Genomic DNA, 23773 nt, shown 5'->3' with positions numbered 1-23773 from the left:
AAGGATGATACTTGTTGCGGGCAATCAAATGTTCTCCATGAATCCGCTGACGCTAACGGAGCTGGAGCGGAAAATATTGCAGGATAAGCGGCAAAGCCAGGTCGTATATCGCTATCCTTCAGTGGAAGCCTTGGAGTTCGAGCTGAAGATGCGAACGCATATCGTAGAGGCGGCCAAAGCGCTCTATGCCAGCGGCGTAAGCTTCGCGACCTTTGCCGGATCAAAGTGCAACGAACAGTACTGGACGCGTACGGAAAACGGAGGCTTTCAATTGAAAGGAGGCGTTCTGCCGTCCGTAGGCATTAACGATATATTCGAGAACGGGCATTTATACGGATTTGAATGCGCCGGTGCAATCATCATTATTTTGTACAAAGCGGTGCTTGATACGGTTGGCGATGCCGTGTTTAATGCTTACTTTAAAAACCTGTTTTTGAGAGACTGGCAGTATGACCGCGATTTAAGCTTGATAACCGCCTATAACAAAAACGAAGCTTATCCCGGTGACGTACTATATTTCAAAAACCCGGAGCATGATCCGGAGACGCCTGAGTGGCAGGGCGAGAACGTCGTCATGCTGGACGATAATCTCTATTTCGGACATGGGATTGGCATTGAAACGGGCCAAGACATCATTCAAGCGTTGAATCGCATGCGAAAAGAGAACAGTACCATTTCTGCTTATTTGCAGGATTTGGTCGTATACCCCGATTTTGAGTATTTGCGGGGCTTATCCGTTCGGGATGCCTGGTGGGATGAGGGTGGTCAGCCCGAGTACACGGGAATTGCAGGCAGAATCGGATTAGGCGCCATTAGATACTAATGACTGCGTCATGAAAGCTAAAGGACGGAAGCGTCTTTTCCTGATAAACACAGGGGAAGGCGTTTTTTTGCGGAAATAACCGAATATTGTGTAAGGATATTTGACATAAGATGAGGTAATATGAACGGAAGAAAAGAAATACAACGAATAATGCGTGATGTTTGTGTTATGTATTTGTAATAAGTTAGATAATTTTGATTAAAGGAGAGGTTGTTATGACCGTTGTGCGGGGCTCGGATATTCCGAGAGAAAAGCTTGCTTTGGCCAAGCATTATCCGATCCAGGTGGTGGATACGATAGGTGTTACTGCGTATTATCAGAAGCTTCACTGGCATGATGTGCTTGAGATTAATTGGATCAAATCCGGCACGGGCTATTACATCATCAACGGCCAAACGTTCGAATTTCAAGAAGGGGACATTCTTCTCATTAATTCGAATGATCTCCACTGCGCATACGAGACGAAGGATCTGGTCATGCAGGTCATTTCCTTTGATGCCAGTTGGTTCATGAACTCACTCCGTTATGATCCTGAGATCCTGTGCCCCTTCAAGGATATGGGCGTTCATTTCACGAACCTGCTCGATCGGAACGAGCCTCATATCGATGAGCTTAGAGGGCTGCTTAAGGAGCTTCAAGATGAGCATCTCAAAGGTGAAGCCTCATACGGATCGATTGTATTCGCCAATATGCTCCGTTTCCTGGCTTGCGTGAATCGTTATTTTCGCAGGGAGGGAGTAGGCAAGGAGAAGGATAGCATGGGTGCGAGGCAGCTGGAGAAAATGCGCAAGGTCATCTACGATATGGAGCAAAGTTTCGCTTATCCGTGGACGTTGGAAGAGCTGGCAGGGCTTGTCTATCTAAGTCCTTCGAGGTTCAGTGATTTGTTCCGGCGGGCCGTAGGCACACCGCCTCTGCTTTACTTGATCCATATCCGTCTGGAGCATGCGGTCACGCTGCTTGAGACCAGCGACATGAAAATTACGGACATTGCCATGGAATGCGGGTTTCGAAGCTTGTCCAACTTTAATCGGTTATTTAAAAAGCATATTGGCTCCTCTCCCAAAATCTCAAGAAGCCGCACGGGATGAAAACAGTAAGATAGTGCCAGTTATCAATCGTTTAAGAGGAGAATGCGGTCAGTCAGCACGGTAGAATGAGGATATAGTAAAACATGACACGATGAGTAATTAAACCTAACATACAAAAGGAGGGGTACCATGCTCGATACTGAAATTAGAAAACCGCAGCATGTGTTCAAGCAGCCAGGGCTTGCGAAACGATTCATTAAGCAATGGGATATTCAACTAATGGTCATTCCCGCGCTGCTCTTCATTTTTGTATTCAGCTACATTCCGATGTACGGCGTGCTGATGGCTTTTCAAGATTACAGCATTTTCAAAGGTTTCCTGAACAGTCCTTGGGTAGGCTTCAAGCATTTCGAAATGTTCTTCAATGCCCCTGAGTTTTGGACGGTTATGCGGAATACCTTGATCATTAGCCTGCTCAAGCTTGGCATAGGTTTCCCGGCGCCGATCCTGCTCGCGCTTATGCTGAACGAGGTTCATAACCGTACCTTTAAACGGATCGTTCAGACCATCAGCTATTTGCCGCATTTTCTATCCTGGGTTATCGTATCCGGCTTCGTCGTCTCGATGCTCTCCACGGATAACGGTAGCTTGAATATTCTGCTGGAGTCGCTGCATCTCATTAAGGAGCCGATTAACTTCCTATCCTTACCCGAATATTTCTGGGCCATACTCGTCACAACCGGCGTTTGGAAGGAGATTGGATTTGCTTCCATCGTGTACTTGGCTGCGATAGCCGGCATTAATCCACATTTGTACGAGGCGGCCTCTATAGACGGGGCGAGCAGGGTAAGGCAGATTTTCTCGATTACGATTCCGTCCATTCTGCCGGTCGTCGTCGTCTTCTCCATCCTAGCGATCGGCAATCTGCTGAATGCCGGCTTCGAGGACATCTTGCTTCTGGCGGGAAATCCCGTGCTGCGTGACGTGAGCGACGTTATCGATACTTATGTATACCGGGTGGGTATCCAAAATTCCCGATTCTCCTATGCGACAGCCGCCGGTCTGTTCAAAGCCGTAATCAGCGTAGGCTTGCTGGCAGGCGCGAACTATATGGCTCGCAGGTCGGGCAACAGCTTGTGGTAAAGAGAGAAAGGGAGGCGCAGCGATGAAATTATCCTTTGGCGATAAAACCTTTGTAACGGTCAACTATCTTCTATTGTTTATACTCGGCTTTACTGCCTTCTATCCCTTCTGGAACGCTGCGGTTATTTCGTTTAACGCGGGAACCGACACGATGCTCGGTGGCATTACCTTCTGGCCGCGGGTGTTCTCCTTGGACAACTATGAGGTGGTTTTCAAGGACAAGCGCCTGGTCAACGGCTTCATCATCTCGGTGCTTCGGACGGTTGTCGGAACGGTCTTGTCGATTGCGGCCACGGCGATCTTCGCATACGGCATGACGAAGAAAAATCTGATCGGCAAAAAATTCTATATGGTCTTTTGCATATTGACGATGTATTTCAGCGGTGGATTGATCCCGAGCTATCTGCTCATTCGTGAGCTTGATCTGATGAATTCGTTCTGGGTTATGGTTATCCCCGGGATAATCAGCGTGTGGAACATGATTATATTCCGGACCTTCTTCATGGGCATTCCCGGCGGTCTTGAGGAATCGGCCCAGATTGACGGCTCCAGCAATTGGGGCATCCTGTTCCGGATTATTTTCCCCCTATCGGGGCCTGTTATTGCGACGCTTTCCTTATTCACGGCGGTGTACCACTGGAATGACTGGTTCTCGCCGAGCCTGTACATTTCCAACGTCGATTTGCTTCCCATTCAGACCAAGCTGCAACAAATATTGAACTCCAATATTATGCTCGAGCAGATGTCTCAGATGGATTCTGCGGCGCAGGGCCGAATGAGCTCGATGCGAGCTGTTACGACGAAGTCGCTGTCGATGGCTACGATGATGGTGGCGACTGTCCCTATCCTATGCGTGTATCCTTTTGTGCAAAAGTATTTCGTAAAAGGCGTTCTTATCGGTTCCTTGAAGGAATAACCACGGGTTCAAGGCGTTAGCTTTAACCATAGATAAATAGGCGGAAGGGAGTTTGAGCGATGACTAAATTCAGTAAAGCGTTTCAAGCGGCATTGTCAGTCACGGTTGTCTTGGGTCTGGTATTAACGGGGTGCGCAAGCAATAAGGAGGCAAATTCAGAATCGGGGGAGGGAGAGAGCAATGCCCCTGAGTCCACCGCTGCCGCATATGTTTTGGGTGAGCAGCCGCTCGAATTCTCTTTTTACGGACATTATGACTGGTACACGATGCCGCCTTGGGGCGAGGATCTAGCTACCAAGTGGATTCAAGACAATAAAAAAGTAAACGTGGTTCCGGTTAGCTCTGGCGGTGCCGCGAAGCAGAAGCTGAACACGATGATCGTCTCGCAGGAGCTTCCTGACGTAATCTGGATGGAGCGCGACGCGGATGTGGAGAAGCTTCGTTCCGAAGGGCTGCTGGTTCCGTTTGATGACTACTTGGATAAATACCCGAATTTGAAAAAATGGGCGGGAGAAGCGACGCTGGACATGCTGCGCTCACCTGACGGCAAGCTGTACCAATTTCCGAACTGGTACACAACGCAGCCGAACGGCAACGCCGGATACTTGGTAAACAAGAAGATTTACGAGGAACTTGGCTCTCCTAGTCTCGAAACAACGGATGACCTGTATGCATATTTGACACAGGTTAAGGGGAAATACCCGGATGTCGTTCCGCTTGAAGTAGGACAAAGCGCATCAGGTATCGATATATTGGTGTCGGCGTTCGGCGAGAACCGTCCTTATACGTATAATGCGATGAAGGCCGTGCCGAACGGCGATACGCTAAGCTCAATCTTCACGGATCCCGTCTACCGCGAATCCATTCAATATGCCAGCAAGCTGTACCGCGAGAAGCTAATCTCGCAAGATTCCTTCACGCAAAAGCTGGAGCAGGTTGAACAGAAGGTCGTAACGGGCAAAATCGCGGTGTACGCTGCTTCCAGCCCGACGGAGTTCGGTGCGAAGGGGAATGCGCTGCTGAAAGCGGCAGATCCAAGCGCAGGCTACATCATGGTATGGCCGGTTCATAAAGCGGGTCTCGACAAAAATAAAATTTTCCCGGGCGATTACAAGCAGCTTGGTTGGAACGTGAGCGTGATTACGAAAGCGGCCAAAGATCCGGAAGCTATCTTCGCGTTTTTGGATTGGTTCACGGGCCCGGAAGGCCAACGTACCATTATGTGGGGACCTGAAGGTCTGTATTGGGACGGAGCGGATGCGGACGAAGTTCCGTTATTCACTGAAAAATTCACATCGGACATTGAAGGGCGCGAAGCGCTTATGGCAGCTACCGTCAATTTCCAATGGAATGGGAATACCGTTTATGTGGATAATTCCAAAATGAAATTCGAATCCACGCTTCCTGCGGAGAAACGCAGCTGGGAAACGTACTGGCAATCGGAAATAACGTGGAAGACGCAGTACAATACGACGGAATTCGTTAACCTGGATCCGGCGGGAGATACCGACGAAGGCATCGTAGCCCAAAGCGTGCATGATATTTACGAGAAAGCGAGAGCTAAAGCCATTATGAACGCAGCATCGGATGAAGAAGTGGCGAGCATATTGGACAAGGCTGAAGCAGATGCGCAAAAAGCGGGCTATGAGCGGCTATTGAAATACAAAACCGAGAAGTGGCAAGAGAATGTAAGCAAGCTGAAATAAACAAACGAGCAGTCAGCGCTACGCGCTAAATGCAATCTGCTGCAACGGTTTGGAGGCTGCGCGCTTTGCGGGAATTGCTCCTGCAAGGCGTGCTCCCTGCAAGGGGAGTATGCGCAGTCTCCTAAACCAAGCATTCACATGGGAGCGATTATATTTGACATATTATTTGGGTGTTGATGGCGGAGGGAGCAAGACGATTGCTGTTGTGACGGATCAGACCGGGCGCGTCATCGGCCTTGGCGAGAGCGGCTGCGGCAATCATCAATTAGGCGTGGAGCTGGCAAAAGGAAATATCAAAGCTGCTGTGATGCAGGCATTGCGGCAGGCTGCGATTGCAAAGCCGGACATTGCCTATGCGGTATTTGGGCTGGCGGGAGCGGATCGCGAGGCGGATTTTACGGTTTTGCGGCCGATGATCGCTCAGCTAGGCTTTGCGCACCATGACATTGTATGCGATACGGTTATCGGTTTAAGGGCTGGAACGAAGCAGCCTGATGGCGTTGTCGTCATTTGCGGAAGCGGCACGAACAGCTACGGCATCAACAAGCGTGGCGATCACGTGCAGTGCGGCGGTTTTGGTTATGCCTATGGTGATTTTGGCGGGGGCAGCAATCTTGCGGTAGAAGTATTTCGCTCGGTTATTCGGGCGTGGGAAGGCCGGGAGCGGGAGACGCTGCTTACGGATTTAACGCTGCACATGCTGAATTATGCATCGGTAGAGCTTATGTTCCATGACTTCCTCGATGAAAGCAGAAGCATTCCCCATATGCTTGCGAAGCTGTTATTTGAAGCGGCTGAGCAAGGCGATGCAGTTGCCTGCAAGATTTTACAACGGCAGGGCGAGGAGCTCGGCTTGGCAGCCGGTGCCGTTATTCGAAAGCTAAGCATGCAGAATGACGTATTTGATCTTGTAATGGTTGGCAGTGTGCTCACTCGGGGCGACAGCCGTTATATTGCTCCTTTTATTGAACGAACTGTACGGCAGGCAGCTCCGAATTGCAGCTTGTCCGTATTGGCGATGGAGCCTGCGGCAGGCGCGATATTATTAGCTATGGAAAAAACGGCTCCCGCTATAGAAGAATCTGTATACGCAAGCTTGTACAAGTATCTGGCCGTAAAGGAGGCTCCTCTAGAATGGGTGCTGGACTAAAAGTAGTTGTAATCGGCGGCGGGTCATCCTATACGCCGGAATTAATTGAAGGCTTCATCTTGAACCATGAAACCTTTCCGGTTACGGAGATTGTGCTGGTTGATATTGAAGCGGGCCGCAATAAGCTGGCGATCGTAGGGCAGTTGGCCATTCGCATGATTGAGAAATCAGGGTTGCCCATTAAGCTGAATCTGACGCTGGACCGGCGATCGGTGCTCGCGGGCGCCGATTTCGTCACGACGCAAATGCGCGTCGGAAGGCTGGAGGCACGAGGCTGGGACGAGTCGATTCCGCTGAAGTACAAGATGATCGGACAAGAGACGACAGGTGCCGGAGGCATGATGAAGGCGCTGCGCACGATTCCCGTCCTGCTTGAGATTTGCAAGGACATGGAGGAGCTTTGCCCGGATGCGTGGCTGCTTAATTTCACGAATCCAGCCGGTATGGTTACGGAAGCGATCCACAAGCATGCGAAGATTAAGTCGGTCGGTTTATGCAACTCTCCCATTGCGGCATACAAATGGCTGAAAAACGTGTACAAAGTACCGATCGAAAACATATATTGCGAGTTTGCGGGCCTTAACCACCTGCATTGGATCAGCACCATTACGGTAAACGGAGAATCCAAGCTGGAGGAGCTGTTGAACAACGAGGACGGCTATTCGGCCAAAAACGTACCGCAATACGCATGGAACGGCAGCTTGCTTCGTTCGCTGGGAGCGATTCCTTCGTATTACCTGAAATATTTTTACCTAAAGCGCGAAATATTGGCCGAGCAGCAGGCTGCGGCTGCCAAGGGGGAGACGCGTGCGGAGACCGTCCAGCGGCTTGAGGACGAGCTGTTTGACATATACAAGGACCCGGACTTGTCGGAAAAGCCGAAGCAGCTTGAACAGCGCGGCGGGGCTTATTATTCCGAGGCGGCGGTTAAGTTGATGAACTCGCTGTACAATGACAGCGGCGATATTCAAACGTTGAACGTTCCGAACCAAGGCGTGCTTGATTTTCTTCCGGATGACGCATGCATCGAGGTGAATTGCATCGTAACCAAGAATGGACCGATTCCGCAGAAGGTAGCGATCGTGCCTGCCGCTGCCAAGGGGCTAATCCATGCGGTCAAGGTGTATGAGCAGCTTGCCATAGAGGCGGCCGTTACGGGCAATAGGGACACTGCGCTGCTGGCGCTTGCGCATCATCCGCTAGTGGATTCAACGAATGACGCCCAGCTTATGCTTGATGAGATGCTGGAGCGGAACAAGGCTTATTTACCGCAGTTTTTTCGCTAAATAATAGAATGACGCATGTTAGGGATGCTCGCTGCCAATCGGCTGCGGCATCCTTTTGCATGCTTAGCCGGCAAGTCGCATTTCACTATGAAAACTGCTAGTGTAGAGGAGAACGAGGGTGAGTAAACGGCTCGGTGGAAGCTCTCTGAATAGTCGGATGGAGGAATGCGCATGTCTGGTTTCAAAGCGTTAGTAATCGATCAAATAGATGGCAAAGTTGCTGCCGGAATCAAGCGGTTGGAGGTTAAGGACCTGCCTGAAGGCGAGCTGCTCATACGAGTGGCGTATTCAAGCGTAAACTACAAGGATGCGCTGGCGTGCATGGCGGGCGGAGGCGTTGTGAAGAGCTATCCCTTCGTGCCGGGCATTGACCTTGCGGGTACGGTTGTCGCAAGCGAAGACGACGGATTCCGGCCTGGCGAACAAATTATAGTAACCGGTTATGGTCTTGGAGTCAGCCATTACGGCGGATACAGCGAATACGCAAGGGTGCCTGCTGAGTGGGCGGTAAAGCTGCCTGATAATTTGTCGATGAAAGAAGCAATGATACTGGGGACGGCGGGTTTTACGGCAGCCTTGTCGGTATACGAGCTGCAGCAAAACGGCGTTCGTCCAGAGGATGGCGCTATTCTGGTAACGGGAGCGACGGGCGGAGTAGGGAGCGTCGCAGCCGCCATTGCGGCCAAGCTCGGATACGAGGTAGCTGCAAGCACCGGCAAAGCGGATAAGCATACCTATCTGCAAGAGCTAGGCGTGAAGCGTATTCTTACGCGTGAGGAGTTTGGGACAGGCGCGAAGCGGGCGCTGGACAAGCAGCAATGGGCGGGAGCGATTGATTGCGTCGGCGGTGAGACGCTGGCAGTGCTTCTGTCCCAAATGAAATACGGCGGCGTTGTCGCGGCGAGCGGCTTGACCGGAGGCTCCGGGCTGCCTGCAACCGTATTTCCGTTCATTATTAGGGCGGTTCGATTAATCGGGATTGATTCGGTTATGGCTGCCATGGATAAGAGGCGCAAGGTTTGGGAACTGCTTGCGGGCGAATATAAGCCAAGCGTGCTGGGTGGGCTATTCACGGAAATCGGGCTGGAGCAGGTGAACGCTCAAGTCGATGCCCTGCTGGCTGGACAGTCCAGCGGCAGGGCGATTATTAAGCTGTAGCGGAGAGGCATCGGGCCATATGGATTTGCGGCATCTAGGGCAGCGGTTCGGGCGGCGTTAGCTTCGTTTTAAGCGTCGCGCGCGAAATTGCTTGTACTGGAAGTAAATCGTGCAGCCGATGCAATAGCCGAGAATGGCTGCAAGAGCCGCAGCGCCCATCATCCCGGCGAAAATATAACCGGCTGCAGTCCAGCCGAATGCAAAGCTAAGCAGCGACAAGGTAAGGAAGCTAACGCCGAGCGAGTTGTTGAAGCGCTGCAGCTCGGCTGCTTCTGTCTGCGCTGTAGGCAAAAAGCGAGTTAGGAAAGGGCGGGCTGCTAGAATGAATGCATTTGCTTTCGGGCCGGCAAGAAGGCCAATGATTTGGATAATAAACAAGACCGCTATGAGCCAAGGCAGCTGCAGTCCGATTGCAATCAGCAGAAAGATAACGATGCCCGTCTGGTTGCTGCGGACGTAAGGAATCGGAATTTCTTTCATCTAAATACCAACTTTCCTTATTGGATTTGTTTAATTTCATAGTAGTGAATGGCTGAGCATTTAGCAACAGATATTTCGAGACATTTAATAAAAAATATTTTTTGATAACTTTCGACAACTATCCATTATTTTCGCTATTCATATATAATAGACCTTGTGAAACTAAAGAACTAGTTTAGCTGATATGAGGTAGATTAATAGGTGAATCTTACAGGTATTGATATGTTTAAAGGATTATCCAATATGGAGCTGGCGAAGCTTCCCGGCATGATGGAGAAACGGGAAGTTGCCAGCGGTACGAGGTTGTTCCGCCAAGGCGACCCTGGCGATTGCATGTATATTGTAGAAAGCGGATCGATCGAGCTTTTCTCTCATGCGGATGGGCAGGTGAGGAGATCCCTTGCCGTACTCGGAGCTGGCGAGGTCGTCGGAGAGATGGCGCTCCTTACCGGTGAAGCTAGGTCCGCGGAAGCCGTAACTGCGGAGCAATCCGTGCTTTATGTCATTGACGGCTTCATGTTCGAGCGATTAGTCGCGGAGAATTCCGTTTTTTCCGCCTATTTCATTAAACTGCTCTCGCAGCGATTAATTTCGACAAACGGCAGACTGCAAGCCGCGAAGAAGAGCGAAACCGAACGCATTCTCCATGAGCTTAGCCAAATGCGGGAACGGACATCACGGTTTCTGCTGTGGTGCGCGCACGTTCCGCTTGTTAACAGAGAGCTTGCCGAGCATACCTTCCAATTTTCAATAGACAACGAACTTTTGCACAATCCCTTCCTAGAGCAATGCTTTCAAGACCATCCAAGAACATCAGAATGGCTTACCCTAACGAGCGGACTTAAGCCTGTGTTGAACGATATTAGCAAGGAACGCTACGGATATGAAGAAATGGCTTCTTGGGTAGACAAGGCTGTGTCTTGGTATGTAGCAAGGAATGACTGGGCCGCTTTTATTATCGTACAGGGAGACAAGGGGAATTGGCCCGTAGCCCTAGATACATATGCACGGGTAGCGGGCAATGTGACAGACCAACAGAAAACGGATCTATTTCGCACCATTAACCGCTGCCCAAGAGATTTGTTAGCCGTTAACTATCCTGTTCTCCAGCATTTTTTGCCATATTGCGAAAGAAACGCTCCTGAGACGGGCTTGTCCGCCGTAGAGGCGGCATTAGGTCATAGGCATGCCTTCCGGCCGCAGGAACTGTTATTTCTGTATGAGCGCGGAACTGAGCTTTGCAGGGCGGCGGGCAGAAATAATCAAGCGCTGGAGTATTTGCAGCTTGCTGACACGCTAGCGGGCACGCTGTCGTCGAAAGGCGGAGGGCTGAACGCGGACCGGGCATACGGGCTAGCTAAGCAAAAGCTCGCGAAAAGGCGCAGCGACCTGCTCGTTCAAGGTGCTGGAAGGCTGCTCAAGGGCAATCGCGCCGCAGAGGCGGCAGCCGTAATCCTATCGATTCTATGCATTGTTTTGTCTTATATGCTTGAGCCGGTTGGCGGATTATCCGAAGCTGGAATGCGCTTTATTGGCATTGCAATAGCGGCAGTCGTGATGTGGATCGTGCCGGTCTTGCCCGATTATGTAGTGGCTCTCGGCATGATTATGTTATGGGTGCTGGGCGGGGTGGCCTCGCCTGAGGTAGCGTTATCCGGCTTTGGCTCAAGCTCGTGGCTGTTCATGATTTTCATCATGGCGATCAGTGCGGTCATTACAAAGTCAGGCATATCCTACCGCTTTGCGCTGCATGCGCTCAAACGGTTTCCGGCCAGCTACCGCGGCCAGCTCTGGGGCATCGTTGCTGGGGGCGTGCTGCTGAATCCTATGCTTCCTTCCTCTTCCGCCAAAGCTTCGATCGGCGTACCGATGGCACAGACGCTTGCGGAGTCGCTCGGTTATGGCGAGAAAAGCAAAGGAGCCGCGGGGCTTGGGCTCGTTGCTATGATCTTCTTTGGATTCACTGCTCCCTTTGTCATGACGGGCTCCTATACGAATGTAATGGCCTATGGCCTTGCGGCGTCGGACAAAGGGATATCCTGGCTGCAATGGCTGCTCTATGCTCTGCCTGCTTTTATCGTGTTCGGCGTCTTTATGCTTGCCGTTCTTCTCTTCATGTTCCGCAAGCTGGAGCCTGCCAAGCTTGTTACGGGTGAGGTGTTAAGTGAGCAGCTGCGCGTGCTGGGGCCGCTTACGAAGGATGAGCGGGTGTCCATGTGGACGGTGATAAGCTGTATTGGGCTTATGGTTCTTCAGCCGTTGCATGGCATGGACGGCACTTGGATTATGCTGCTTGGCTTCGCAGTGCTAGTGGCTAGCGGCGTGCTGGATAAGCAAACGATAGCGACGGGTATCGATTGGACATTCCTGCTCTTTCTAGGCGCGGCATTCAGCTTTGCGGGGGTTGCTGGACAGCTTGGCATCGCTGAGCTTCTATCTGGATTCCTTGGCGAGCATATGTCCGTTTTTATGGACAATCCGGCTTTATTTATTGCAGCGGTTATTCTGGTTTCCTTTGCTATAACGTTCGTCATTCGCGACGATCCGGCAGTTATTCTATTGGTAACGGCGTTAGTCCCTTTGGGAGAAATGGTTGGCATCCATCCGTGGGTGCTTGTATTCGTAATATTGCTCGCAACCGACCCGTTTTTCTTTGCTTATCAGTCTCCGACGTATTTAACGGCTTATTACAGCGCGGAGGGAAAAGCGTTCTCGCACCGGCAGGCACAGAAGGTTGCTTTATGGTATGGGCTGGCAGTGCTGCTGGCTGCGGCTCTCAGCGTGCCTTATTGGAAGTGGCTTGATCTTATTTCGTAGCGGCAAGGAGGGATTGTGATGAAAATAAAGCTGGTCCATATTATGGCGGTCCTGACCGCCTTATCCATGTTCCTGATGTACCGGGGCACGATGGATACGATGGACTACTTCTTCGAAGACCGCTTTATGCAGAAGGAAGGCGATATTGATACGCGCATTGCGATTATTGCAATCGATGACGAGAGCGTAACGGATTATGGGAGCTGGCCGTGGAACCGGAATGTCCATGCGCAGCTTATTGAAACGCTTGATGCTGGCGACCCTGCGGTCATCGCGTTCGACGTCACGTTCCCGGCTCCTTCGGCAGACGATCCTTCGTCGGATGAAGCGTTAATTAGCGCGACTAAGAATGCGGGCAATGTGGTCATGCCGGTGTACGGGACGTTCGCTTCCTCTGCCAAGGAGGGGGAGATCGAGGCGCTTGAAATGTCAGAGCCTTTCCCGGAGCTTAAGGCAGCGGCGGCAGCAGTCGGGCATATCAATACGATACCTGACCGGGATCACGTCGTACGCAATTCCTTATACAGCTTCATGGACGAAGGGGAACGGGTAGAGAGCTTTTCCTGGGTTATCTACCGTATGTTTAAGGAGCGGCTCGGGGAGACCGCGAATGCGGATGTGCTTCCGCTTGACGCATTTGGCCAATTTCCTATTTCGTACACGGGCCGCCCTGGCCAATATGAGGCCATTCCTTATTCGGCGGTGCTGAACGGCGATGTTCCTGCTGAATATTTCAAGGATAGAATCGTGCTGATTGGTCCTTATGCCACGGGATTCAAGGATGATTACCTTACGCCGCTGCAGGTGAAGAGCCTAATGTACGGGGTGGAAATCCACGCTAATATTATTCAAGCGCTGCTGGATGAGAATCTGAAGCAGAGGCTGGATTGGAAGTGGAACGAGCTCGTTCTATTGCTTGCGGCAGCGCTTGCGTTCTTCATATTCCGGAAATGGAATATGGTTATTTCTTTCTCGGCGGTTGCCGCCATCATCGCTTTATTTGTGCTTGGGGGCCGCTATTTATATGAAAAAGGCCTCATTATTTCGGTCGGTTACGCCGTTCCGCTGCTCGTTGTTAGCTGTATAGTCGTCGTTGGCTTTCATTACGTGGAAGAGCTGTTCGAGCGCCGCCGTGTTACCGATATATTTGGTAGGTATGTCGCGCCGGAGGTTGTGAACCAAATTCTGAAAAACGGCGAGGATGGCCTTAAGCTAGGCGGTACGCGCAGGGAGTTAACCGTGTTGTTTGTTGATATCCGCGGCTTTACCCCGCTCTCGGAGAAGGCGGAGCCGGAGGAAATCGTAGAAATATTAAATGAGTACCTCGATCTTGCAGCTAATTGCATCTTTAAATTCGACGGCACGCTGGACAAGTTCATAGGGGACGCGGCCATGGCTATCTTCAACGCTCCTCTGCTTCTGGAGGACCATCCGATGCGTGCGGTAGAAGCGGCCTGGGCCATGAAGGAAGGCTCGGCTGCGCTTGAGCGCAAGCTGATAGAGCGGTTCGGCTTTGGCGTGAAGTTTGGTCTTGGTATCCATACCGGACCGGCCGTCTTTGGCAATATCGGATCGAAGAGCAGGATGGACTACACGGCGATAGGCGACACGGTCAATACGGCGGCGAGGCTGGAGAGCAACGCGAAGCCGGGCCAAATTATTGTGAGCGATGCCGTATACCAAAGGGTGAAGGAGCGAATTCATGCGGCCCCGCTTGGCGAGATCAAGGTAAAAGGCAAGGAGCAGGGCATTACAATCTATGAGTTGGAGGGAATACAATGAAGACATTAAAGCTGCTGTTTATTTCGCTGCTAGTGCTGGCTATCGTTATGCCAACGACAGTCATGGCGAAGGATACGGACAAGGCTGGTAAAATTACAGCGACTGCGGGCAAGGCGGAAGTGAAAAAGGGCGGCGGCTCAAAGAAGTTTAATGCGTTCAAAGGGATGGCTTTAACGCAAGGCGATACGGTTATAACGGGCAGTGACGGCAAAGTAACGCTGGATCTGGACAGCGATAAGCAGGTTACGATTGGTTCCGGTACGACGCTTGTGATCAGCGAGCTGGTCAAAAGTGCGAAGGCGCTGGGCGGTAAGACGAGCCTGAGCTTATTGAAGGGCAAAGTGCTTATTACGATCAAGGAAAAGCTGGATGGGGATTCGCGTTTTGAGATTGAGACGCCTACCGCTATCATGGGCGTGATGGGGACGCAATTCACGGTTCAATACGAGGAAGGCGAGAGCTATATGGGCGTTTTCGAAGGAGCAGTGAAGACGAAACACGGCGAGCAGCTGAAGGAAGAGACTGTCGTTAACCCGAACGAGCAGCTCGGCATGGATGGTAACGGCGACGGCAATAAAGAGAAGCTGGATTTCCGCGATCTTCCGTTAGTCGGACTGGAGCATTACCTTGCCTTGCTGCAGCGGGATCCGAAAGCAGACAAGGCGCTAGTGGAGCAAGTCAAACAGCTGATTGCGGTCAAAAAGCAAGAGGAAGCGGCAGCTGCATTAAAGGATAACGGAAGTGCGCCGAGTGACACCAAAATCGTCTACGAGGACGGTTCGGGTCAAACCGGAGGGGGCGGCAGTATAGTGGTGCCGACGCCTGCGCCGACAGCAACGGCGACACCAACGCCAACGCCGATAGCGACGGAGACGCCGGCTCCTACAGAGATGCCGACACCGGCGGTGCCGGTGCTTGATCAGCAGATGTTTTATAGTCATCTTCAATCTTTCATGATAGACGATAAAAATTTCATTTTACCATTTACAACTTCCGTTGCTTATAATGGCGAATCGAATACTTCTTTCCCTGCTGACGGTTCCGAGATCGTGAGCTTGGAAGTCTACGATGAAGAATCTGATCGTTTTATATACCAAGAAGGTGCGGTTGACGCAGTTAAATTGGATGAAGAGCATTCGGATCGTTTGGTCATTACTCTCGATGAGCCGGTAAGCTACGGTTCGATGTTGAGGCTCACTGTTCTGGGAGGTAGCTTAAAAAACCCGATTACAGGTGGAGTTCAGACCGAAAACCAAGCAACTGCAAATGGATTTATGTTCAAACACGACACGATTAACCAATTCGTATCGTTTAAGCGTGGCTCCATCCCGCTAGAGGATGACAAGTTCGTAATTTTTAATTCGTTAGGGTATGGTTTCCCCTATGTTAGCAGCGGCGATTCCATCCATCCGGATGTGTCGATAAGAAAAGTGTGTCCTGAAGTAAGTGAGACCGAAGAATCAGATTGTTATCCTATTTTCGAATATTACTTAGGCGGCATTTTGGATATTGCTGAGGTGGATAATCAAGTGATTGTCACACTCAAGGCGGAATATTTTAATGCGGATTATGTAGACTCAGGCGTGTATGAGATTGGAATTGATTTTTATTCAGACGAGCATGAAGTGGTGGATAACGTAAAATTATACGTGCAGGTATGGGAGGGACAAGTAGATTCTGCTCCGGTTCCTCTTGTTAGAAATGAGCGAATGAAGGATGCCCACACGCTCATCATTCCTTTTAATACTGATCTTGCGTTTACGGACGAGTATCCGAATACCAAGGATATGGTTACCATTAGCGTTTTGGAAAATTCGCCGGCCAAAGAACTTAATATTGCCAGTGTAACCATTGATGCCAATGATTCAAGCAAACTCAATGTTACGCTTGAGGAGCCGGCAGACTATAACAAGTTTTTGCAAGTCGTAATCAAACCTAATAGCTTGAAGAATGCGCAGAGCGGTGTTGTGCAGACGGAGCGGTACACACTCATGTCTATCAACCGGTCATCAGTAAGTGATAATTTCGTTACGTTTGATTATTTGGATGTAGAATCCGAAGATGCTGATGTGACGCTTCAATTGCGCGGCAATAAGACGGGTGATATCGTGTTCGGAAAAAATTGCAACCAATTTAATGAGGAATGTCTCGCATATGAACCACCTTCGGATTCAGATACGGTATATGAACTCGTAGATAATGAAAATGAAGATGAAGTTGTGATTAGACTCAAAGCATCATTTTTTACTTTATCGGGCAATGAGGAGCAAGAGGTTGCTGAACCTGGAGACTATAAGCTTACGATTCCGATTCTTAATCCGGCTGGACAAGAAATAGATCAATTATATGTATATGTGTTTGTGAATTTAATTCCAGCTTAAAGCGAAGGAAGGGAGCAACACGATGAAAACGAACTTTCGTGTATTAGCAGCAGGGACGGTGCTTGCGACGGCATTGGTCCTGCTTAATGGGAGTGCATATGCGGCGACCGCTGTGGAGCCGGCCTTAATAACCGAGCAGGCGAGTGCTGCGATGGTCGTTCAAGCCATCGGGAAAATCAGCCAGCCGTGGGGGCTGGCCGAGGCAGAAGGCGGCGGGTTGATCGTCGTGAGCGCAGGAAGCAACCAAATCAGCAAGTGGCAGGATAACGAGCTGACTGCGCTTACGACACAGACGGCAAGCGGGTATTTGGATGGAACGACGGTTAATTCTACGTTTAATTATCCGTCCTACTCCGCGGTAAGCAGCAAAGGTGTTATCTATGTGAGCGACACGAACAATCATGTAGTGCGCAGAGTAGTAAAGGAGAAAGTGTATACGGCTGCAGGTAACGGCAAGTCCGGCTATAAGGATGGCAAATTCGGCGAGGCGCAGTTCCATGCTCCGGCTGGCCTTGCGATAGACGCTAAGGATAATGTCTATGTAGCGGATACGCTCAACAATGTCATTCGCGTGATCTCCCCTGAAGGCGTAACGACGACTTTTGCTGGAGTGGCTGGCGAAGCGGGCGGTTACAAGGATGGGGGCGCGGCTGAAGCTAAATTCAACGAGCCGATGGGCCTTGCTTTCGATGAGAAAGGCGGCTTGTACGTTGCAGACAGCGGCAATCATTTGATTCGTTATATTCGGGATGGCAAAGTAACGACGGTTGCGGGCAAACCGACAAAGGCTGATGCAACCACAGGTTATATGGCAGGCGGCTACGTGAATGGCGCAAGCGTTGATGCGCGTTTCGATCGTCCTAGAGGGCTCGCTTATGCGGATGGCGTCCTATACGTCGCGGACAGTCTTAATAACCGCATTCGGGCCGTACGGGCGGGGAAAGTTATTTCCATTGCAGGCCAAAGCGCGCCTGGCGACGTGGTCGGGGGCGCAGACGCCGCACAATTCAATCAGCCTTCCTCGCTGCTTTATTCAGCAGGCAAGCTATACATTGCTGACACGCTGAACGACAGCGTGAAGCAGCTTGAAGTTGACGCGAAGACGCTTAAACCGATTCTCACCAAACAAGAGTTAGTGGAGGGTACTGAACTGCTCCCTGCTGGCAAGGATGTTCAGGTATGGCTGGAAGGCAAGCAGGTCAAGTTCGCGAACGCCCAAAAGCCGTTTAAGAAAGGCGATAAGACGTATTTGCCTGTTAGGGCGGTATTCGCGTCTTGGGGTGCGGAGGTCAAATGGAACGCGGCTGCGCAGGAAGTGCAGCTTGCGAAGCAATCGTGGAAGCTGACACTCAAGGTAAATGCCAAACGCACCGTTATATTGGAAAAAGGCGCATTGTATGTCGAGGCAGACTATTTGGCGGATGCTGCTACCTTCCTGCTAGCGCATGACTCGGAATTTAATGCTATCATTATGGCTAGTGGGCAATAAACCGCCTAACTCCCTTTAGCTGGAATGGAGGCAGTGCCATGACTTCAGGAAGCCATTCGCAAAATAATGTAGACCGATTCTCGGGATTCGAAAATGATTATGATCAGCATCGGCCGAAAGCGCCGCAAGCCGTCATTGATATTTTGACGAGCTATCTCGGCCGCAGGCCTAACTTGGTAGCTGATGTCGGCTGTGGGACGGGGTTGTCATCCTATGCGTGGCTGGGCCATGCCGATCGGATCATCGGCTTTGAGCCGAATGACGATATGAGAGGCAAAGCGATTTCGAGGCTGCCGGAGCCAGGCGGCGAAGCGTCAATATCGTTTGTCAAAGGTTATTCGGACAAGCTTGCTTTGGATGCGGAGAGCGTTGACGTGCTGACCTGCTCGCAATCCTTCCACTGGATGGAGCCGGTTAGCACGCTGCGGGAATTCGCCCGTGTGCTTAAGCCGGAAGGGGTATTCGCAGCTTACGATTGCGATTGGCCGCCAACGCTGCACTGGGCAGTCGAAGCAGATTACAAGAAGCTAATCAAACGATCAGAGGAAATTATCAATAAGCATGTGGCGGAGAAGGATCGGGCGAGCAAGCGCGATAAGGAAAAGCATTTGGCGCATATCCACAATAGCGGCTTGTTCCGCTTCTCGAAGGAAATCGTCTTTCATAACTTGGAGACCTGCGACGCCAAGAGGTATGTTGGTCTAGCCGTTAGCCAAGGCGGCATTCAGACGGTGTTTAAGCTGGGCTCGACGGAGCTGGATGAACAGCTGCGGCAATTCCGGAGCAGCGTCGAGCATTATTTTGCAGGAAGAACCTTGGAAGTTAGATTTAGCTATAGGATGCGCTTGGGCGTTAAATAACGAGGCGGAATAAAAATGCTGTCCGAATGGGTGCAAAACCCTTCAGACAGCATTTTTTGACGTATAGGAAAGGATATGGGTTTGCTCATCCTTTCTCCTTACGTTTCGTCGAAGCGATGGTATCTAATTAAAGGACGGCGACAGCCGTTTCACCTTGAAATATAGGAAAGGATATCTTTTCGCCAACTTTCTCTATATTTCTACGCGAAACGTAAGCTTAGCCGCCAGAGGACGGCGACAGCCGTTTGCGCTTGTTGCGCGGAAATGACTGCCTATCGTATTTCCATGTATAATGGCAGGATGAACGGAGAGGTAAAGCAATTATGAATCCATGAGGAGGACGCGGCTTGTCACCAAGAAACGTAGAAAAAGACAAATTAATGCGCGAGAAGCGCATGCAGCATATTCTGGACAGCGCTTTGAAGGTTATGGCGATAAACGGATTCCAGTTAACGAGCATACAAGACATTGCCAAGGAAGCGAAGGTAAGCGTAGGAAACGTATACCATTATTACGAGTCGAAGGAAGAAATATTCAGCGAGGTGCTTCGCTCGGGGCAGACGAGCTATGGAGCGCATGTTACTGAACTGGCAGCAATGGATATGGACCCCGTTGAGAAGCTTAGGACACTGCTTTCTACATGGCTGGCGCTGCGCACCAACTGGGCCTTCACGATTCTGATGCATACGGCACGGCTATCGGAATCGACGCCTCCGGAAATCAAGAAAGCAATTACCGACCGATTCACGGCTAATCTGGCGCCTGTTGCAGGCATTATGGAGGAAGGTATCCGGATGGGGAGAATCATTGACGAGGATCCGCTGCAGTTGGCCTTTTATTACGTTAGCCTCATACAAGGCCTGACACTCCAGCGCCCGCCAGATTACGAAGTCCCGGTGGAGATGAATGTGGAGGCTATGATCCGGCTTTTTGAGATCAAACAACCGAAGTAAACAATCGAGGAAAAAAAGCATTGACAAAAAATAATCGATGCCGCAAAATAAGCAACATAACAAACCGAATTTATATTCGGATTGTACATTGGCTTTGCATATGAACGAATCGACCAGACAACTGGAGATTTAACGTTTGTAACCATACGCGTTAGATCTTTTTATTTTAGCATAATTCCTAGTAAACAGGTATTAATAATGTATTTAGTGAGGGGGAGCAGCAAATGGCCACAGATATGCTCGTTGTACATGAACTTAATAAAACATTCGCTACGCCTTCGGGTGACGTTATCGCGCTTAATCGCATCGGCCTTCAGGTGAAGCAAGGGGAATTTATTACGATTATTGGACCGAGCGGCTGCGGCAAAAGCACATTGCTCAAAATCGTGGCGGGCCTCGATACGAAATACGAAGGCACGGTGCTGCTGAACGGAAAACCGATAGACGGTCCGAGTATCGAGAAGGGCTTTATATTTCAAGAACCGAGGCTGTTTCCTTGGTTGACCGTGGAGAAAAACATTGCGGCGAATTTATCTCTCCGGAAGCCGGAGGTTCGGAAGCGCGTGGATGAGCTTATTGAGCTCGTAAGGCTGAAGGGCTTTGAGCAATCGTATCCGCGTGAATTGTCGGGCGGTATGGCTCAGCGTGTCGCCATTGCAAGAGCGCTGCTTCGGAGCCCGGATATATTGCTGCTGGATGAGCCGTTCGGCGCGCTAGACGCTTTTACCCGTTCGCATATGCAAGAGGTGCTGCTGGATATCTGGCAGAAGAACCGGACAACGATGCTGTTCGTGACCCATGATCTCGATGAGGCGGTATTTCTGGGCGAGCGCGTCGTCATTATGAATCCCCGTCCGGGACATATTCGCAGCATTTTGCCGATTGATTTGCCTTATCCGCGAAAACGGGCAGCCCATACCTTCCAGGAGCTTCGTCATAAGGTGCTTAACGAGTTCGAGAAGGTGGAAGGGCCGGACGTGGACGAAGGCGCGAATATTTAAGCAAGAACCAAATGAATGCTTGGGAGAGATGAGAGATGAAATCATTACGCTTACTTACGGCAGCCATCCTTGTATTGGCGGTATTTATTAGCGGCTGCGCGGCAGCGGATAACAATAAAGCGGGGAATGAGAAATCGAATAACGTTAGCGGCACGGATGTTAAAAGCTATGACGGCGTTGCGGTGAAAATCGGGTACCAAGGCAGCGGCGGTTTAATGGGGAAAGCGATTGAAGAGAAATGGTTCGAAGAGGAGTTCGGCAAGCTTGGCGTGAAGGTGGAGTATGCGGAATTTCAAAGCGGACCGCCTATGACCGAAGCGATTGCGTCCAATCGTCTAGATTTTGCGGGTCTCGGCAATATGCCGATCATCGCGGCGCAGGCGGCGGATATTAAATTCACGGTCATTTCGCAAGCGCTTGAAGGTAAAAACAACGTCGCGATTATTGTGCCGAAGGATAGCGCGTTGCAGACGGTTGCTGATCTGAAAGGTAAAAAGGTCGCCGTGGCAAAAGGCAGCAATGCTTACAACTTCTTGTACCGCGGACTCGGGGAGGCGGGCCTCAAGGCATCGGATTTGGAAATAATTCAATTGCAGCCCGATGAAGCCCAGCCTGCATTCGAAACGGGCAAGGTGGATGCTTGGGCGACATGGGATCCGAATATTACGCTCAATACGCTGCAAGACAAAGCCAAAGTGCTTGCCGACGGTGAACAGCTGGGCGTTCTGTCGCCATCGTTCAATATCGTTAGGAAGCAGTTGGCTGATGAATATCCAGAGCTGGTGACGCTATACCTGAAGGTTTGGAACAAAGCGCTCGCTTGGGAAAATGACAACTGGGATGAAGCGATCGAACGATACGCCTCGGAGCGGAGCGTGCCGGCACCGGTAATTGAGGCGATCTTCACACGTTCCAAATCGATCAGCATTCCGGTAACGGATGAAATTATTGCGGAGCAGCAGAAAACGGCAGATTTCCAATTCGAGATAAAAACCATTCGCAAAAAAATCGATGTTTCCGAAGTGTTTGACAATCAATTTATTGAAGAGGCGTTGAAATAATTTTATTCTTTTGAAGAAATGAGGCGTTCGCAATGATTGGATCTGGAGGGGTGGAAAGCACGCTGCGCAAGCCTCTTGAAACGGCGAAGAAGCGGCAAAGAAGCCGCTTCTCCATTCAAGCTGTGAATGTGCTGCTTAGCCTGCTTATTCCCATTGGCTTGCTGGTTGTTTGGCAGATTGCCGGAATGATGGGCAAGTTGAATCCTACGCTGCTTCCTACGCCGGGATTGATAGTGGAAGAGTTTGTGAATCTGACGCTGTCAGGGGAGTTGTTCTATCATCTTGGCGTATCCACCTGGCGTGCGCTGCTTGGGTTCCTGCTAGGAGGCGGAATTGGGCTTGCAGCTGGCTTGTGGGTAGGCTTCTCGCATAGAACGGAGAGATTGCTCGATCCTTCGCTGCAAATGCTTCGTACGCTGCCCCATCTGGCCGTAGCCCCTTTATTTATTCTGTGGTTCGGATTTGATGAATCGTCGAAAATTTTATTGATCGCAAAGGGTGCTTTTTTTCCGCTTTACGTCAATACCTTTCTCGGTATTCGTTCGGTAGACGGCAAGCTGTTTGATGTTGCCCGGGTGCTGCAGTTCAGCCGCTTGCAGATGATTACGAAGCTTGTGCTGCCGGCGGCGCTCCCTAACGTCTTTCTTGGCGTAAGGTTATCCATTGGAATTGCGTGGCTTGGCTTGGTCGTTGCGGAAATGATGGGATCGAGCTCAGGTATCGGATTTTTAATCAATGATGCCCGTTATCTGATGATTACTTCCGTCGTCTTTGTCGGCATTATCATTTTCGCGGCCGTCGGCAAGCTGACGGATTCACTCGTGAAGCTGCTGGAAAAACGGCTTCTGCGTTGGCAGGACAGCTACAAGGGGGAGGGGATGTCATGAGCGAACATTCTATCATTCGTGAAACGGCAGAGAAACCCGTCAGGAAGGATTGGCTGAGCTACATCCCCAAACCGCTTCATGGGTGGATCGTTCCTATCTTTATTGTCTTGCTTTGGCAAATCGTTAGCAGTTTAGGCGTCCTATCCGAGACGCTGCTTCCTTCACCGCTGAGCATCGTGAAAAGCTTTGCCGCATTGTGCGCAAGCGGAGAAATGGGCAAGCATTTGGGTATCAGCTTCTACCGCGCGGGCTTTGGTTTTCTGCTTGGCGCAACGCTTGGCTTATTACTCGGATTATCTGCCGGGCTTGGGAAAATCGTGGAGAAGACACTTGATCCATCGCTGCAAATGCTTCGGACCGTGCCGCTGCTCTCTGTGATCCCTTTGTTTATTTTATGGTTTGGCATTGGCGAATTCTCGAAGGTGCTGCTGATCGGGTTAGGCGCGTTTTTCCCGGTATACGTCAATACCTTCCTTGGTATTCGCAGCACGGACGTGAAGCTGTATGAGGTATCTCGCATTTTTCAATATACGCGGCTGCAGCAGGTGACGAAGCTCATTATTCCGGCTGCGCTCCCTAATATACTTTTGGGCGTAAGGTTGTCGTTGGGTGCCTCATGGCTGCTTCTGGTTGTGGCTGAAATGATGGGCACAAGCGCCGGCATTGGCTACATGATCCAAGATGCAAGGGCGTATTCGGAGACGGAAATCGTTTTTGTCGGCATTATTTTGTTTGCGGTATTCGGGAAGTTGTCCGATTCGGCGGTAAGGCTCCTTGAAATCAGGTGGCTCCGCTGGCGCGATACGTATAAAGGTTAACTCATTCAAGTTCGGAGAGGCAGGTCATCGA

At 50.6% G+C, this 23773-nt stretch carries 19 protein-coding genes; 18 read left to right on the top strand and 1 reads right to left on the bottom strand.

What is annotated here, in order from left to right; all coding sequences use genetic code 11:
- The first annotated feature begins 4 nt into the window (after positions 1 to 4).
- The 8 genes from AC0YN3_RS22355 (at position 5) to AC0YN3_RS22320 (ending at position 9213) form a co-directional block, all read left to right on the top strand.
- Entirely contained in the window at positions 5 to 823 is an 819-nt protein-coding gene (locus tag AC0YN3_RS22355) for a protein-glutamine gamma-glutamyltransferase (protein WP_475777163.1), read from the top strand.
- Between the two features lie 215 nt (positions 824 to 1038).
- The gene (locus tag AC0YN3_RS22350) at positions 1039 to 1914 is read left to right on the top strand and encodes a helix-turn-helix domain-containing protein (RefSeq protein ID WP_475777162.1); all 876 of its coding nucleotides are present in this window, start codon (positions 1039 to 1041) and stop codon (positions 1912 to 1914) included.
- Between the two features lie 129 nt (positions 1915 to 2043).
- Positions 2044 to 2997, top strand: a complete 954-nt coding sequence (locus AC0YN3_RS22345) for an ABC transporter permease (protein WP_475777161.1) — start codon at positions 2044 to 2046, stop codon at positions 2995 to 2997.
- Between the two features lie 22 nt (positions 2998 to 3019).
- The gene (locus AC0YN3_RS22340; protein ID WP_475777160.1) at positions 3020 to 3913 is read left to right on the top strand and encodes a carbohydrate ABC transporter permease; all 894 of its coding nucleotides are present in this window, start codon (positions 3020 to 3022) and stop codon (positions 3911 to 3913) included.
- Positions 3914 to 3972: 59 nt separating this feature from the next.
- Positions 3973 to 5619 carry an extracellular solute-binding protein gene (locus AC0YN3_RS22335; RefSeq protein WP_475777159.1) on the top strand — a complete coding sequence of 549 codons (1647 nt, stop codon included), beginning with the start codon at positions 3973 to 3975 and terminating at the stop codon, positions 5617 to 5619.
- 154 nt (positions 5620 to 5773) lie between these two features.
- Positions 5774 to 6769, top strand: a complete 996-nt coding sequence (locus AC0YN3_RS22330; RefSeq protein ID WP_475777158.1) for an N-acetylglucosamine kinase — start codon at positions 5774 to 5776, stop codon at positions 6767 to 6769.
- Positions 6754 to 8055, top strand: coding sequence for a 6-phospho-beta-glucosidase (locus AC0YN3_RS22325; protein ID WP_475777157.1), 1302 nt, complete (start codon positions 6754 to 6756; stop codon positions 8053 to 8055). The genes AC0YN3_RS22330 and AC0YN3_RS22325 overlap by 16 nt, the downstream gene beginning before the upstream one ends.
- Positions 8056 to 8226: 171 nt before the next feature.
- The gene (locus AC0YN3_RS22320; RefSeq protein ID WP_475777156.1) at positions 8227 to 9213 is read left to right on the top strand and encodes an oxidoreductase; all 987 of its coding nucleotides are present in this window, start codon (positions 8227 to 8229) and stop codon (positions 9211 to 9213) included.
- 57 nt (positions 9214 to 9270) lie between these two features.
- Here the strand turns inward: AC0YN3_RS22320 and AC0YN3_RS22315 are convergent, their stop codons facing one another.
- Positions 9271 to 9693: a DUF4395 domain-containing protein gene (locus tag AC0YN3_RS22315; RefSeq protein ID WP_475777155.1), complete on the bottom strand. Its 423-nt coding sequence runs from the start codon at positions 9691 to 9693 to the stop codon at positions 9271 to 9273.
- Between the two features lie 201 nt (positions 9694 to 9894).
- On the opposite strand from AC0YN3_RS22315, the gene AC0YN3_RS22310 reads away from it, so the two are divergent.
- The 10 genes from AC0YN3_RS22310 to AC0YN3_RS22265 all read left to right on the top strand — a co-directional run bounded on the left by AC0YN3_RS22310 (position 9895) and on the right by AC0YN3_RS22265 (position 23742).
- Positions 9895 to 12510, top strand: a complete 2616-nt coding sequence (locus tag AC0YN3_RS22310) for an SLC13 family permease (protein WP_475777154.1) — start codon at positions 9895 to 9897, stop codon at positions 12508 to 12510.
- An 18-nt stretch (positions 12511 to 12528) separates the two neighbouring features.
- Entirely contained in the window at positions 12529 to 14292 is a 1764-nt protein-coding gene (locus AC0YN3_RS22305) for a CHASE2 domain-containing protein (protein WP_475777153.1), read from the top strand.
- Positions 14289 to 16673 (top strand): FecR family protein, encoded by a 2385-nt coding sequence (locus tag AC0YN3_RS22300; RefSeq protein WP_475777152.1) that lies wholly within the window; start codon positions 14289 to 14291, stop codon positions 16671 to 16673. Before AC0YN3_RS22305 ends, AC0YN3_RS22300 begins: the two co-directional genes overlap by 4 nt.
- A gap of 22 nt (positions 16674 to 16695) precedes the next feature.
- A complete protein-coding gene (locus AC0YN3_RS22295) occupies positions 16696 to 18162 on the top strand; it encodes an NHL domain-containing protein (RefSeq protein ID WP_475777151.1) in 1467 nt (488 codons plus the stop codon).
- A 38-nt stretch (positions 18163 to 18200) separates the two neighbouring features.
- On the top strand, positions 18201 to 19022 hold the full coding sequence (locus AC0YN3_RS22290) for a class I SAM-dependent methyltransferase (protein ID WP_475777150.1): 822 nt from the start codon (positions 18201 to 18203) through the stop codon (positions 19020 to 19022).
- 347 nt (positions 19023 to 19369) lie between these two features.
- Positions 19370 to 19975, top strand: a complete 606-nt coding sequence (locus AC0YN3_RS22285) for a TetR/AcrR family transcriptional regulator (protein ID WP_475777149.1) — start codon at positions 19370 to 19372, stop codon at positions 19973 to 19975.
- Positions 19976 to 20199: 224 nt separating this feature from the next.
- The gene (locus tag AC0YN3_RS22280; protein ID WP_475777148.1) at positions 20200 to 20976 is read left to right on the top strand and encodes an ABC transporter ATP-binding protein; all 777 of its coding nucleotides are present in this window, start codon (positions 20200 to 20202) and stop codon (positions 20974 to 20976) included.
- A 35-nt stretch (positions 20977 to 21011) separates the two neighbouring features.
- Entirely contained in the window at positions 21012 to 22037 is a 1026-nt protein-coding gene (locus AC0YN3_RS22275; RefSeq protein ID WP_475777147.1) for an aliphatic sulfonate ABC transporter substrate-binding protein, read from the top strand.
- 32 nt (positions 22038 to 22069) lie between these two features.
- The gene (locus AC0YN3_RS22270; RefSeq protein ID WP_475777146.1) at positions 22070 to 22924 is read left to right on the top strand and encodes an ABC transporter permease; all 855 of its coding nucleotides are present in this window, start codon (positions 22070 to 22072) and stop codon (positions 22922 to 22924) included.
- The gene (locus tag AC0YN3_RS22265) at positions 22921 to 23742 is read left to right on the top strand and encodes an ABC transporter permease (RefSeq protein ID WP_475777145.1); all 822 of its coding nucleotides are present in this window, start codon (positions 22921 to 22923) and stop codon (positions 23740 to 23742) included. The genes AC0YN3_RS22270 and AC0YN3_RS22265 overlap by 4 nt, the downstream gene beginning before the upstream one ends.
- Positions 23743 to 23773: the final 31 nt, after the last annotated feature.

The sequence above is a fragment of the Paenibacillus sp. J22R232 genome (assembly GCF_056269165.1).
The sequence above is the reverse complement of the archived record's forward strand: the minus strand, read 5'-3'. Positions and strand labels throughout refer to the sequence as shown.

Bases quoted from the DNA above. Each gene is read 5' to 3' on its own strand.
- AC0YN3_RS22275 (WP_475777147.1), top strand. From the start codon at position 21,012: ATGAAATCATTACGCTTACTTACGGCAGCCATCCTTGTATTGGCGGTA.
- AC0YN3_RS22270 (WP_475777146.1), top strand. From the start codon at position 22,070: ATGATTGGATCTGGAGGGGTGGAAAGCACGCTGCGCAAGCCTCTTGAA.
- AC0YN3_RS22340 (WP_475777160.1), top strand. From the start codon at position 3,020: ATGAAATTATCCTTTGGCGATAAAACCTTTGTAACGGTCAACTATCTT.
- AC0YN3_RS22280 (WP_475777148.1), top strand. From the start codon at position 20,200: ATGGCCACAGATATGCTCGTTGTACATGAACTTAATAAAACATTCGCT.
- AC0YN3_RS22355 (WP_475777163.1), top strand. From the start codon at position 5: ATGATACTTGTTGCGGGCAATCAAATGTTCTCCATGAATCCGCTGACG.
- AC0YN3_RS22290 (WP_475777150.1), top strand. From the start codon at position 18,201: ATGACTTCAGGAAGCCATTCGCAAAATAATGTAGACCGATTCTCGGGA.
- AC0YN3_RS22335 (WP_475777159.1), top strand. From the start codon at position 3,973: ATGACTAAATTCAGTAAAGCGTTTCAAGCGGCATTGTCAGTCACGGTT.
- AC0YN3_RS22295 (WP_475777151.1), top strand. From the start codon at position 16,696: ATGAAAACGAACTTTCGTGTATTAGCAGCAGGGACGGTGCTTGCGACG.
- AC0YN3_RS22300 (WP_475777152.1), top strand. From the start codon at position 14,289: ATGAAGACATTAAAGCTGCTGTTTATTTCGCTGCTAGTGCTGGCTATC.
- AC0YN3_RS22305 (WP_475777153.1), top strand. From the start codon at position 12,529: ATGAAAATAAAGCTGGTCCATATTATGGCGGTCCTGACCGCCTTATCC.
- AC0YN3_RS22345 (WP_475777161.1), top strand. From the start codon at position 2,044: ATGCTCGATACTGAAATTAGAAAACCGCAGCATGTGTTCAAGCAGCCA.
- AC0YN3_RS22325 (WP_475777157.1), top strand. From the start codon at position 6,754: ATGGGTGCTGGACTAAAAGTAGTTGTAATCGGCGGCGGGTCATCCTAT.
- AC0YN3_RS22350 (WP_475777162.1), top strand. From the start codon at position 1,039: ATGACCGTTGTGCGGGGCTCGGATATTCCGAGAGAAAAGCTTGCTTTG.
- AC0YN3_RS22315 (WP_475777155.1), bottom strand. From the start codon at position 9,693: ATGAAAGAAATTCCGATTCCTTACGTCCGCAGCAACCAGACGGGCATC.
- AC0YN3_RS22320 (WP_475777156.1), top strand. From the start codon at position 8,227: ATGTCTGGTTTCAAAGCGTTAGTAATCGATCAAATAGATGGCAAAGTT.
- AC0YN3_RS22265 (WP_475777145.1), top strand. From the start codon at position 22,921: ATGAGCGAACATTCTATCATTCGTGAAACGGCAGAGAAACCCGTCAGG.